This is a genomic window from Streptomyces sp. NPDC096013, assembly GCF_044763565.1.
In the GTDB taxonomy this organism is placed as follows: Bacteria; Actinomycetota; Actinomycetes; order Streptomycetales; family Streptomycetaceae; genus Streptomyces.
This window is the reverse complement of sequence record NZ_JBIWGK010000001.1, coordinates 318402-331243: the sequence shown is the minus strand read 5'-3', so window position 1 is coordinate 331243 and position 12842 is coordinate 318402. Positions and strand designations below refer to the sequence as shown.

Genomic DNA, 12842 nt, shown 5'->3' with positions numbered 1-12842 from the left:
CACGCTAACGGCGCCGGTCCCGCACCGCCCTTCAACGGCGTCCCACTGGCTGGTGACGCGGGCAGGGGGACCCTGGAATGATCCGGAGCACCTCCATCTCCCGGCGGGACGAAGGGACAGCGGCATGAACGACGGAGTCGACGGGGTCGACGCTTCGGTCCCCCGCGACGGAAGGCTGCGCCGCCGCACACTGCTCACCACGGCGGCCGCCCTGAGCGTCGTCCCCGCCGCGATGGCGGGCGGCAGCGGCGGCGGAACCCCCTCGGCCGGCACCACGGTGTCGGGCCTGACGGTGGAACACCGCACCGACCCGCTCGGCGTGGACGCGCCGCGCCCCAGGTTCGGCTGGCGCATGGCGTCCACCGCGCGGGGCCGCCGTCAGACGGCGTACCGGATCAAGGTCGCCACCTCACCCAGGCACCTCACCCACGGCAGCCCCGACGTCTGGGACAGCGGCGGCGTCGACGCGGCGGACTCGGTCGCCGTCCGCTACTCCGGCCCCGGTCTGCGCGCCTCCACCCGCTACCACTGGACGGTGACGGTGTGGGACGAGCACGGCCGCGCCACCACCGCCCCCGCCGCCCGCTTCGAGACCGGCCTGCTCAGCACCGACGGCGTCACCGGCTGGGACGGCGCACGCTGGATCGGCATGGCGGGCAAGAGGCCGAACACCCCCGGCGCACCCCTCCTGCGCAGCCAGACACCGCTGACGGGCGAGCGGGTCACCGAGGCCCGGCTGTACGTCACCGCCCTCGGGGTGTACGACGCCTACGTCAACGGCCGGCGCGTGTCCGTCCCCCAGGGCGACGGCACCACGTACGAGTTCCTGCCCCCGGGCTGGACCAACTACGACACCACCGTCAACTACTTCGCCTACGACGTCACGGACCTGCTCACCGACCCGTCCCAGGTGACCCTCGCCGCCGTGCTCGGCAACGGCTGGTACAACGGCCGCATCTCCGAGAACAGCACCCACTACTACTCGGCCGACGGCAACTCCCTGGCCCTCAAGGCGAAACTCCTCGTCCGGTACGCCGACGGCTCCACCCAGACGATCGTCACCGCCCCCGGCGAGGACTGGCGGGCCACCGACACCGGCCCCTACCGCACCGACGACCTCTACGACGGCCAGTCCTACGACGCCCGCAAGGAACTCCCGGGCTGGACGGGGAACGGCTTCGACACCTCGGCCTGGTCGCCCGTCGAGGCCCAGGACCCGTTGCCCGACGCCCAGTTGATCGCCTACCCCGGCGAGAGCGCCCGCCTGATGCCCGAATGGGACCTCACACCGCAGTCCGTCACCGTATGCACGGGCGTCGCGGACCGGGAGGGCAGCGCGAACGGCAGGGGCCGTATCGTCCTCGACCCCGCCCGCACGGTCACCGACCCCACGCGCGCGGCGACCGTCTCCGTCACCCTGCACCCCGGCGACACCGCCGTCATCGACCTCGGCCAGAACCTCGTCGGCGTGCCCCGCTACACCCTGCGCGGCCCGGCGGGCGCCCACGTCACCTTCAAACCGGGGGAGATGCTCAACGACGACAGCGCGGGCGCCGACGGCCCTGCGGGCTCGGTGTACCGCGCGAACCTGCGCACCGCCGAGGCCACCAGCACCTACATCCTCAAGGGAGACCCGGCGGGGGAGACCCACCAGGACTCACTGACGTTCTACGGCTTCCGGTACGTCTCCGTCACCACGACCGAGACCGTCACCCTCGTCGAGCTCACGGGCAAGGTCGCCACCTCCGCTCTCCACGACATCGGCACCGTCACCACCGACGACGCCGACGTCAACCAGCTGATCAGCAACGTCCGTTGGGGCCAGCGCGGCAACTACCTCTGGATTCCCACCGACTGCCCGCAACGCGACGAGCGCCTCGGCTGGACCGGCGACACCCAGCTCTTCGCCCGCACCGCCCTGTACAACACCGATGCCGTCCCCTTCCTCAGCCACTTCCAGGACACCCTGATCGACTCGCAGCGCAACTACGGCGCGGAGAAAGCCCAGTTCCCCTGGGTCGCCCCCGGCCACCGCTACAGCCAGGCGCTCCCGGCCAGTGGCTGGGCGGACTGCGGGGTGGTCGTGCCGTGGACGGTGTGGCAGATGTCCGGCGACTCCACCATCATCGACCGCAGTTGGGCCTCGATGACCAGGTACCTGGACTGGATCCGCAGTCGCACCGGCGACACCTACGCGGGCGAGGGCGCGATCTTCGGCGACTGGCTCGCCTTCCAGATCACCAGCACCCAGCTCATCAGCGACGTCTACTACGGCTACAGCGCCCGCCTCATGGCGGACATGGCCCGCGCCACCGGCCGCACCGCCGAATCGGCGGCCTACGAGCGGCTGTTCACCCACATCAAACAGGCCTTCATCGCCAAGTACCTCGTCACCGACGCCCTCACCGGCGGGCTGACCGTCCGCTCCAGCCTCGGCGACCCACCACCCCACACCCCCGGCAACAGCGCCGGGCGGACCGAGGACGACACCCAGACCGCCCTGCTCTGGATCCTCGAACTCGGCTTCTACGACACCGAGTCGCAGCACCGCCGACTGGTCACCCTGCTCACCGAGAACATCGGCAACAGCCCCGCCTACAAGGCGGCCCACCCCGACAGCACCCGCGTCGGCTACCCGGAGAACACCCTCGCCGTCGGCTTCCTCGGTGTGAACGTCCTCGCCCCCGTCCTCACCGCCGAAGGCCACGCCGACCTCGCGTACCGCCTCCTCCACCAGCACGCCATGCCGTCCTGGCTCTACTCGGTGGCCAACGGCGCCACCACGGTCTGGGAGCGCTGGAACTCGTACTCGAAGGACGACGGCTTCGGCCCGGTCGACATGAACTCCTTCAACCACTACTCCTACGGCGCGATCGTGGAGTGGATGTACGAGAGCATGGCCGGCATCGCCAGGGACCCCGAACACCCGGGCTTCAAGCACTTCCAGCTCCGCCCGCACCCCGACCCGACCGGCAGGATCACGAGGGCGAGCGGCTCACATGTCTCTCCCTACGGCGAGATCGTCAGCGAATGGGCCGTGCGGGAAGGGCAGTTGACGTACCGGGCGGTCGTCCCCGCGAACAGCACGGCCACCCTGCACCTCCCCACCACCGACCCGTCGACCGTCCGGGAGGGCGGCAGGCCGCTGGCCGAGGCGCCGGGCGTGCGGTTCCACGGCTTCACCGACGGCACCGCCGACTACCGACTCCCGTCAGGGCGCTACGAGGTGACCTCCGCGCTCGCCTGACCGCTCACCAGCACCACCTCGAGGGTGCGCGGACCATGCACCCCCTCCACCCGGTCCAGCTCGATGTCGCTGGTCGCCGACGGGCCCGAGATCCACGTCAACGGGCGTGCCGGGTCGAGGCGTTGGAGCGCCAGCGGGACCGAGGACACCACCTGGTCCGGCACCCGTACGACACAGATGTGATGGTCGGGGACGAGCGTGATCCGGCGACGGCCCTGGTCCCGGCCGCCGTCCAGGACGATGGTGCCGGTCTCGGCGACGGCCACCGCGCACGCCGTGACGACGCTGTCGACCCGGTCCAGCTCGGCCGGGGTGCTCTCCCCCCGGTCGGCGATCCGTTCGGCATCGGCCGAGGCGAGCCAGGACGGCTCCAGCCCCGGCGGTACGACGACCGTCCTGGACCCCCGCTCGGCGAGCAACCGGGCGATCACGGCGGGCAGTTCGGCTTGCGCGCACCGGTGCACGATCGCCCGGTAGTCGGCGAGGTTCTCCGCCAGCAGCTCCACCGTCCGCTCGGCACTCCGGTCCCCGTGCTCGCGCAGATAGCCGCGCGCGAAGGCCTGCTCATAGGGCGTGTCGTCCCGTGGAACGTCCGCGAGCGCGCGCTGCACACGGCCCAGAATCCTTTCCCTGCCGCTCACTTGGTCTCGTCCTTTCCACCGTTCGTGCGCTGCCACCAGTCGCGGAACGGCTCCGCCGGTACGGCGGGCAGATCGCGGGTGCCGGTCCAGGCCCTGCCGGGTCCCGGCAGGGTCCGTGGATGGAAGCGGCGGGTGCGGGACGCGAGCCGCTGGCCGGTGCGCAGAGCGCCGGGGTGGGTGAACGTCCAGCGTGTCGCCCGCATCGCCGCGCGCTCGGCGGCATGCCCCTTGGCTGGTTGCAGGACGACCTTGTTGCCCTCGCGGGTCACCGGCCCGCCCTCGACGACCCGTTCGCGCAGATGCACCAGCACCTCGGGGATGTCGATGGCGACCGGGCACACCTCGTAGCAGGCGCCGCAGAGGGAGGAGGCGTACGGCAGTGACGCGTCGATCTCGCTTGCGGTGCCCCGGAGTTGGGGGCTGAGGATCGCGCCGATCGGGCCAGGGTAGACCGAGCCGTAGGCGTGCCCGCCGGCCCGCTCGTACACCGGGCAGACGTTCAGGCAGGCCGAGCAGCGGATGCAGCGCAGGGCCTGGCGGCCGACCTCGTCGGCGAGGGTGTCGGTGCGGCCGTTGTCGAGCAGGACCAGGTGGAAGGCGCGCGGCCCGTCGCCGTCGGTCGTGCCGGTCCAGGTGCTGGTGTACGGGTTCATGCGCTCGGCCGTGGACGAGCGGGGGAGGGTCTGGAGGAACACCTCCAGGTCCTGCCAGGTGGGCACGATCTTCTCGATGCCGACGACCGAGATCAGCGTCTCGGGCAGGGTGAGGCACATCCGGCCGTTGCCCTCCGACTCGACGACGACGAGCGTGCCGGTCTCGGCGACCATGAAGTTGGCGCCGGAGACGCCGACTTTGGCCCGCAGGAACTTCTCCCGGAGGTGGAGACGGGCGGCCTCGGCGAGTTCGGCGGGGGTGTCGGTCAGTCCGTCCGGGGCCGGGCGGCCCCACTCGCTCATCTCCCGCGCGAAGATCTCCCGGATCTCCCCCCGGTTGCGGTGGATGGCCGGGACCAGGATGTGCGAGGGGCGGTCCTTGCCCAACTGCACGATCAGCTCGGCGAGGTCGGTCTCGTAGGCGCGGATGCCCGCCTCCTCCAGCGCCTCGTTGAGCCCGATCTCCTGTGTGGCCATCGACTTGACCTTCACGACCTCCGACTCGCCCGTCTCCCGGACGAGTCGGGTCACGATGCGGTTGGCCTCGTCGGCGTCGGCGGCCCAGTGGACGGTGCCACCCGCCGCCGTCACCGACTCCTCCAACTGGACCAGATAGCGGTCGAGATGACGGAGCGTGTGGTCCTTGATCTGCTTGCCGGCCTCGCGCAGCGCGTCCCAGTCGGACAGTTCCGCCACGGCCTTGGCCCGCTTGGCGCGGATCGTGTGGGTGGCGTGGCGCAGATTTCCGCGCAGTGTCCGGTTGCCGACGGCCTCGTGCGCGGCGACGGGGAAAGCCGGGAACGCGGGCATTCCGACGAAGGTCCCGCTCATGCGCCCGTCTCCTCTCGCGTGACGACTTCGGCGCCGACTTCCGTGGCGCCTTCCGTGCTGTCCTCGGTCGCGGCCAGGATCTCCGCGATGTGCACCGGCCGCATGTCCGTGTGCAGCCGCGCCATCGTGCCGCCGATGTGCATCAGACAGGAGTTGTCCGCCGCGCACAGCACCTCGGCGCCCGTCGACTCGGCGTTGCGGACCTTGTCGGCGCCCATCGCCGCCGAGACATCGGCGTTCTTCACGGCGAACGTCCCGCCGAACCCGCAGCACTCGTCCGCACCCGGCAGCTCGACCAACTCCAGCCCCTTGACGGCCCGGAGCAGCTTGAGTGGCCGGTCACCGAGCCCCAGGCTGCGCAGGCCGTGACAGGTGGGGTGATAGGTCACCTTGTGCGGGTAGCAGGCCCCGACATCTGTCACCCCGAGCACGTCCACGAGGAACTCGGTCAGCTCGTACGTCTTCGGCACGACCGGCGCCAGCGTGGCCGCGAGGGCGTCCCCGCGCCCCTCGGCCCGGGCCCGCTCACCCAGGCGCGGATACAGCTCGCGCACCATCGCCCCGCACGACCCGGACGGCGTGACGATCGCCTCGTACTGTCCGAAGACATCGGAGAAATGCCGGGCGAGCGGCTCGGCCTCATGGCGGTACCCGGTGTTGTAGTGCGCCTGCCCGCAGCAGGTCTGCGCCATCGGGAAGTCGACGTCGACGCCCAGTCTGGTCAGCAGTTTCACCACGGCGCGCCCGGTATCCGGATACAGCGTGTCGTTGACGCACGTCAGGAACAGGGCGACACGCATCGCGGCTCCTCAGTGATCGGTCATCGGATGGATGCAGCGTAGTCGGCGACCACGGTCTCGGGGAGTCCCCGGTTCACCGCGCGGCGAGCCGGGCCTCGGCAGCCCGCCAGCGGGCGGTGTCGCCCTGCGGTTCGTAGCGGGTCGACGGCTGGGTACGGGCCAGCAGCCGCCGCATCCCGGCCAGGTCACCGGCGAGCCCGTGGGCCCGCGCCTGGACGAGGACGTTGCCGAGCGCGGCGGCCTCCGTGGGACCGGCCACCACCGGCAACCCACAGGCGTCGGCGGTCAGTTGGCACAGCAGCGCGTTCCGGGTGCCGCCGCCGACGATGTGCACGACGTCGACCGGATGCCCGGCGAGTTCCTGGGCCTCGCCCACCGCGCGCCGGTGGGCGAGCGCGAGCGAGTCGAGAATGCAGCGGGTGATCTCGGCCGGTGACTCCGGCACCGGCTGTCCGGAAGCGCGGCAGGCGTCGGCGATCCGCTCCGGCATCCGCCCCGGCGCGAGGAACGCCGCGTCCCCCGCGTCCACGACCGACCGCAGCGTCGGCACCCGTGCCGCCTCGCGCAACAACCCGCCCAATTCCGGCTCGCCCCAGGCCCGTAGACACTCCTGAAGCAGCCACAGCCCCATGATGTTGCGCAGATAACGGACCGTGCCGTCGAGCCCCAGCTCATTGGTGAAGTTCGCGGCCCGGCTCGCCTCGGTGAGCACCGGCGCGTCCAGCTCAAGACCGGCCAGGGACCAGGTCCCCGTGCAGATATAGGCGAACCGCTCCCCGACCGCCGGGACGGCGGCCACAGCCGACGCCGTGTCATGCGACCCGACCACCGTCACCGGCACCGGCCCCTTCAGCCCCGTCTCCTCCAGCACCTCGGCCCGCAACACCCCCGCGGGGTCGCCCGGTTGCCGCAAGGGCGCGAACAGTCCGAGGTCGATACCGAGCCGCGAGGCGATGTCGTACGACCACTCGCGCGTCCGGGGATCGACGAGCTGGGTGGTGGAGGCGTTGGTCAGCTCGGTGCCCTGTTCGCCGGTGAGCCAGTAGGACAGCAGGTCCGGGATGAGCAACAGGCGCTCGGCGGAGGCCAGTTGGGCCGAGTCCCGGGCCGCCGTCAGCTGGTACAGGGTGTTGAACGGCGCGTACTGCAACCCGGTCGAGGCGTACAACTCACGCGCCGGCACCGTCGCCCACACCTTCTCGGCGACCCCTTCCGTGCGGGCGTCCCGGTAGTGCACGGGGTTGCCCAGCAAGGCCCCGTCCGCGTCCAGCAGGCCGTAGTCCACGGCCCAGCTGTCGATGCCGACGGAGTCGAGAGCGGGTCCCGCCGCCCGGAGCCCGTCCAGGACACCCGCGTACAGCGCGAGGATGTCCCAGCGCAGCCCGTCGGGAGTGCGGACGGGCCGGTTGGGGAAGCGGTACGCCTCCGTCAACTCCAGGGAGTCGGGGCCGACGCGGCCGGCCATGACGCGCCCGCTGGACGCGCCGAGGTCGACCGCGGCATACACCTTCACGTCGGCGCTCACCGAAGGAAGGCTGCCGCGACACCGGCGTCGACCGGGACATGCAGCCCGGTGGTGTGCGTCAGGTCCCCGCCGGTGAGGGCGAACACGGCGTTGGCGACATGTTCCGGCAGCACCTCGCGCTTGAGGATGGTCCGCTGGGCGTAGAACTCGCCGAGCTTCTCCTCCTCGATGCCGTAGGTCGCCGCCCGCTGCGCACCCCAGCCGCCCGCGAAGATGCCCGAGCCGCGCACCACCCCGTCCGGGTTGATCCCGTTGACCCGGATGCCGTGCTCACCCAACTCGGCTGCCAGCAGCCGTACTTGATGGGCCTGGTCGGCCTTGGTCGCGGAGTACGCGATGTTGTTGGGGCCGGCGAACACGGCGTTCTTGGACGCGATGTACAGGATGTCGCCCCCGAGTCCCTGCGCGATCATCGCCCGGGCGGCCTCACGGGAGACCAGGAACGAACCGCGGGCCATGATGTCGTGCTGGAGGTCCCAGTCCCTGGCCGACGTCTCCAGCAGGGGCTTGGAGATGGAGATCCCCGCGTTGTTGACGACGAGATCGACCCCGCCGAAGGCCAGCAGCGCGGCCTTGAAGGCAGCGGCGATCTGCGCCTCGTCGGTCACATCGACGGTGACGGCGACGGCCTTGTCGGGCCCGCCCAGTTCCTCCGCGACGGCCCGAGCGCTCCCGGAGTCGAGATCCGCGACGACGACACAGGCCCCTTCGTCGACCAGCCGCCGGGCGATGGCCTTGCCGATCCCGCTCCCCGCACCGGTGACGAGCGCGATCCGAGTGGCCAGCGGCTTGGGCTTCGGCATCCGCTGGAGCTTGGCCTCCTCCAACGCCCAGTACTCGATCCGGAACTTCTCCGACTCCTCGATCGGCGCGTACGTGGAGACGGCCTCGGCGCCCCGCATCACGTTGACGGCGTTGACGTAGAACTCACCGGCCACGCGCGCCGTCTGCTTGTCCTTGCCGAAGGAGAACATCCCCACACCCGGGATCAGCACGATCGCCGGATCGGCGCCGCGCATCGCGGGGGAGTCGGGCAGAGCGTGCCGCTGGTAGTAGGCGGCGTACTCCTCGCGATAGGCGGCGTGCAGTTCCTTCAGCCGCGCGATGGCTTCGTCGAGCGGCGTGGTGGGCGGCAGATCGAGGACGAGTGGCCTGACCTTGGTCCGCAGGAAGTGGTCGGGGCAGGAGGTACCGAGCGCGGCGAGCCGCGGATGCTCGGCCCGCGCGAGGAAATCGAGCACGACATCGGAGTCGGTGAAGTGCCCCACCTGCGGCCGGTCCTGGGACGCGACAGCGCGGACGTACGGCGCGAGCGCGGCCCCCCGCTCCCGCCGCTCGGCCTCGGGCAGCGCATCGTATCCCTCGACGACGGGCCCGAAGGGCTCCGGCTTCCCGCGCTCGACGAGGAAGGCCTCGGCGGTCCGGATGATGTGCAGCGAGTTCCGCTCGCACTCCTCGGAGCTGTCGCCCCACGCGGTGATCCCATGGCCCCCGAGCACACAGCCGATGGCCTGCGGATGGGCTGCCTTGACGGCGGCGATGTCGAGCCCCAGCTGGAACCCGGGCCGCCGCCAGGGCACCCACACCACGCTGTCCCCGAAACACTCGGCGGTCAGCTTCTCCCCGTCGGCAGCGCAGGCGAGCGCGATCCCGGAGTCCGGGTGCAGATGATCGACATGAGCGGCGTCCACCAGCCCGTGCATGGCGGTGTCGATGGAAGGCGCCGCGCCCCCCTTGCCGTGCAGGCAGTAGTCGAACGCGGCGACCATCTCGTCCTCGCGCTCGACTCCCGGATACACGTCGGCCAGCGCCCGCATCCGATCCAGCCGCAACACGGCCAGCCCGCCTTCGGTGAGCGTCCCGAGGTCCCCTCCGGAGCCTTTGACCCACATCAGCTCGACATCCCCGCCGGTGACGGGATCGGTGTCGGTGCCCTTCGCGGACGTGTTCCCGCCGGCGTAGTTGGTGTTACGAGGATCAGAACCAAGCCGATTGGATCGAGAGAGCAGAGCGTCGGCTTCGGGGTGCGGTCCCATGAACTTCCAGTCCTTTTCGAGAGAGGCGAGCTGTATCCCTTGGGGGCGCGGGGGCTGTGTCGATTCCGCCGCGTGGGCGCGACCGGCCACCTGCGGCCCGCACCCGTGAACAGACAACGGTCCGGCGGACGCTCAGGCGCCCCACCCGGCCTGCTGCCCCCCGACCCGCTCGGCGACGATCCGCTCCTGCCACCCGCTGGAGCGGTACGCCGCGATCGGATCAGGATCGAGCCCCTGCTCCTCCCGCAGCTCCCTCAACAGCGGCCGCACGTCGGTGTTGTACGCGTCCATGATCACAGCGTTGGCCCCCAGGACATCCCCGTCCCGCTGCGCCACGCCCAACGCGTCCCGATCCACCAGCAACGCCTTCGCCGTCGCCTCCTGCACATTCATCACCGACCGGATGATCGCCGGGATCTTCGCCTCGATGTTGTGACACTGATCGAGCATGAAGGCGATATCGGCGGTGAACCCCCCGCCCCGGATCACCTCGTACATGATCCGGAACAACTGGAAGGGATCGGCCGCCCCCACCATCAGGTCGTCGTCGGCGTAGAACCGCGAGTTGAAGTCGAACGCCCCGAGCTTCCCCTCCCGGAGCAGCGTCGCGACGATGAACTCGATATTGGTGCCCGGCGCATGATGACCGGTGTCGACCACGACCTGGGCCTTCGGCCCGAGCTTCAGGCAGTGCGCGTAGGCCGTCCCCCAGTCGGGCACGTCCGTCGCGTAGAACGCCGGCTCGAAGAACTTGTACTCCAGCAGCATCCGCTGCCCGTCCCCGAGCCGGTCGTACACCGCCGCGAGCGCCTCGGCCAGCCGATCCTGCCGCGCGGAGAGATCATCCTGCCCGGGGTAGTTCGTGCCGTCCGCGAACCAGAGCTTCAGATCGGCGGAGCCCGTCGCGTCCATGATGTCGACGCACTCCAGCAGATGATCGAGCGCCTTGCGCCGGACCGCCGCGTCGGGATGGCAGACACTCCCGAGCCGGTAGTCGTCGTCCTGGAAGGTGTTCGAGTTGATCGCGCCGAGCTTCAGCCCGTGGTCCTCCGCGAACTTCCCCAGCGCCCCGAAGTCGTCGACCCGGTCCCAGGGGATGTGCAGGGCGACCGTAGGAGCCACACCGGTGAACTCGTGGACCTTCGCCGCGTCCTCCAGCTTCTCCTGCGGGGTGCGCGGTACGCCCTCCTGGGCGAAGACCTTGAACCGGGTCCCGGAGTTCCCGTACGCCCACGACGGCGTCTCGACTGCCTGGGTCCTGAGAGCGGCCTTCACCGCGGCGAGATCGGTCACTTGAGGGCTCCTGTGACGTGCGACGGAACGACGTGTGTATGAAACGATTCAGAGAGCGAAGTTATGAGCCTCCCGTAGGGGTGTCAAGCCCTACGGCGAAGCCTGTGTCCCGTGACTCCAATGTGACCTTTGGCTATCGAAAGTTTTTCGACGCGGACCCATTGACGTGACAAGGCTGGCGCGCCTAACGTCCCGGCAACCAAGTTGAAACCTTTCACGACGCCGTGAGGGCCCACCCGCCGGCGTCGTCGAGGAGCCCCTCATGACCCACCCGTCAGACGCGGGTCCGGCCCCGGTGCTCGCGCTCAAGGGCATCTCCAAGTCCTTCGGCGCGGTGCGCGCCCTGCGGGACGTGTCCCTCGAACTGTTCCCCGGTGAGGTGCACGCCCTCGCCGGCGAGAACGGCGCGGGCAAGTCCACTCTCATCAAGACCCTCGCCGGTGTACACCGGCCCGACGCCGGCCAGGTGCTGCTCGACGGCGCGCCCGTCCTCTTCCACGGCCCCGGCGACGCCCGCGACGCGGGGATCGCCGTGATCTACCAGGAGCCCACGCTCTTCCCGGACCTGTCGATCACCGAGAACATCTTCATGGGCCGCCAGCCCCGCCGCGCGCTGGGCCGTATCGACCACAAGGCCACGTACGCGGCGACCGCCGACCTGATGAAGCGGCTCGGTGTCGAACTCGACCCCGACCGCCCGGCACGCGGCCTGTCCATCGCCGACCAGCAGATCGTGGAGATCGCCAAGGCGCTCTCCTTCGACGCCCGTGTCCTGATCATGGACGAGCCGACCGCGGCCCTCACCGGCAGCGAGGTCGCCCGCCTCTTCGGTGTCGTCCGCACCCTGCGCGAACAGGGCGCCGCCGTCCTGTTCATCTCGCACCGTCTGGAGGAGATCTTCCAGATCTGCCAACGGGTCACCACCCTGCGCGACGGCGCCCTGATCTCCAGCGAGCCGCTCGACGGCATGACCGAGGACGATCTCGTACGACGCATGGTCGGCCGCGATCTCGACGAGCTCTACCCCAAGCAGGACGTCGAACCCGGTGACATCGCCCTGAGCGTCAGGCGGCTGACCCGCGAGGGTGTCTTCACCGACGTCTCCTTCGACGTACGGCGCGGAGAGATCGTCGGACTCGCCGGGCTCGTCGGCGCCGGCCGTACCGAGGTCGCGCGGGCCGTCTTCGGCATCGACCGGTGGGACGCCGGCGGGGTCGAGGTCGACGGCAAGGCGCTGACGAACGGCGCCCCCTCGACCGCGATGGCCGCGGGTCTCGCCCTCGTCCCCGAGGACCGGCGGGCCCAGGGCCTGGTGATGGACATGTCCATCGAGCGCAACATCGGCCTGACCGGGCTGCGCACGACCGTCAGGGCGGGTTTCGTCGACCGGGGCGCCGAGCGCAGCCGTTCCCTGGACTGGGCGGTGAAGCTGCACGTCAAGTACGCGCGGATCGCGGACACCGTCAACACCCTCTCCGGCGGCAACCAGCAGAAGGTCGTCCTCGCCAAGTGGCTGGCCACCGGCCCCAAGGTGCTGATCGTCGACGAGCCGACCCGTGGCATCGACGTCGGCACCAAGGCCGAAGTGCACCGGCTGCTCAGCGAGTTGGCCGCCGACGGCGTGGCCGTCCTGATGATCTCCTCCGATCTGCCCGAGATCCTCGGCATGGCCGACCGCGTGCTGGTGATGCACGAGGGCCGCCTCACCGCCGAGATCCCCCGCTCCGAAGCCACCGAGGAAACCGTGATGGCCGCAGCCACCGGGAGGGCCGCCGCATGAACAAGGCCTTCATGACGACCGCAGTATTCGGGAGGG

The 12842-nt window shown here is 70.5% G+C and carries 8 protein-coding genes; 2 read left to right on the top strand and 6 right to left on the bottom strand.

The window, feature by feature from the left end; all coding sequences use genetic code 11:
* The first annotated feature begins 124 nt into the window (after positions 1–124).
* On the top strand, positions 125–3247 hold the full coding sequence (locus tag ACIRB1_RS01485) for a family 78 glycoside hydrolase catalytic domain (RefSeq protein WP_403464143.1): 3123 nt from the start codon (positions 125–127) through the stop codon (positions 3245–3247).
* Here ACIRB1_RS01485 and ACIRB1_RS01480 read toward each other — a convergent pair.
* From ACIRB1_RS01480 to rhaI, 6 genes are all read right to left on the bottom strand, one after another.
* Complete coding sequence (locus tag ACIRB1_RS01480; protein ID WP_403464142.1) at positions 3220–3888, bottom strand: lactate utilization protein C; 669 nt, start codon at positions 3886–3888, stop codon at positions 3220–3222. The two genes, ACIRB1_RS01485 and ACIRB1_RS01480, sit on opposite strands and share 28 nt — an antisense overlap.
* On the bottom strand, positions 3885–5372 hold the full coding sequence (locus tag ACIRB1_RS01475) for a LutB/LldF family L-lactate oxidation iron-sulfur protein (protein ID WP_403464141.1): 1488 nt from the start codon (positions 5370–5372) through the stop codon (positions 3885–3887). The genes ACIRB1_RS01480 and ACIRB1_RS01475 overlap by 4 nt, the downstream gene beginning before the upstream one ends.
* Positions 5369–6172: a (Fe-S)-binding protein gene (locus ACIRB1_RS01470; protein ID WP_403464140.1), complete on the bottom strand. Its 804-nt coding sequence runs from the start codon at positions 6170–6172 to the stop codon at positions 5369–5371. The genes ACIRB1_RS01475 and ACIRB1_RS01470 overlap by 4 nt, the downstream gene beginning before the upstream one ends.
* 73 nt (positions 6173–6245) lie before the next feature.
* A complete protein-coding gene (locus ACIRB1_RS01465) occupies positions 6246–7697 on the bottom strand; it encodes a rhamnulokinase family protein (RefSeq protein WP_403464138.1) in 1452 nt (483 codons plus the stop codon).
* Entirely contained in the window at positions 7694–9733 is a 2040-nt protein-coding gene (locus ACIRB1_RS01460) for a bifunctional aldolase/short-chain dehydrogenase (protein WP_403464137.1), read from the bottom strand. Before ACIRB1_RS01460 ends, ACIRB1_RS01465 begins: the two co-directional genes overlap by 4 nt.
* 132 nt (positions 9734–9865) lie before the next feature.
* Positions 9866–11026, bottom strand: coding sequence for an L-rhamnose isomerase (gene rhaI, locus ACIRB1_RS01455; protein ID WP_403464136.1), 1161 nt, complete (start codon positions 11024–11026; stop codon positions 9866–9868).
* A 262-nt stretch (positions 11027–11288) separates the two neighbouring features.
* Here rhaI and ACIRB1_RS01450 point away from each other — a divergent pair, with 262 nt between their 5' ends.
* Positions 11289–12806 (top strand): sugar ABC transporter ATP-binding protein, encoded by a 1518-nt coding sequence (locus tag ACIRB1_RS01450; protein ID WP_403464134.1) that lies wholly within the window; start codon positions 11289–11291, stop codon positions 12804–12806.
* Positions 12807–12842: the final 36 nt, after the last annotated feature.

Excerpts from the sequence above, each read along its gene's own strand:
- ACIRB1_RS01460 (WP_403464137.1), bottom strand. The coding sequence starts at position 9,733 with ATGGGACCGCACCCCGAAGCCGACGCTCTGCTCTCTCGATCCAATCGG.
- ACIRB1_RS01450 (WP_403464134.1), top strand. The coding sequence starts at position 11,289 with ATGACCCACCCGTCAGACGCGGGTCCGGCCCCGGTGCTCGCGCTCAAG.
- ACIRB1_RS01470 (WP_403464140.1), bottom strand. The coding sequence starts at position 6,172 with ATGCGTGTCGCCCTGTTCCTGACGTGCGTCAACGACACGCTGTATCCG.
- ACIRB1_RS01485 (WP_403464143.1), top strand. The coding sequence starts at position 125 with ATGAACGACGGAGTCGACGGGGTCGACGCTTCGGTCCCCCGCGACGGA.
- ACIRB1_RS01475 (WP_403464141.1), bottom strand. The coding sequence starts at position 5,372 with ATGAGCGGGACCTTCGTCGGAATGCCCGCGTTCCCGGCTTTCCCCGTC.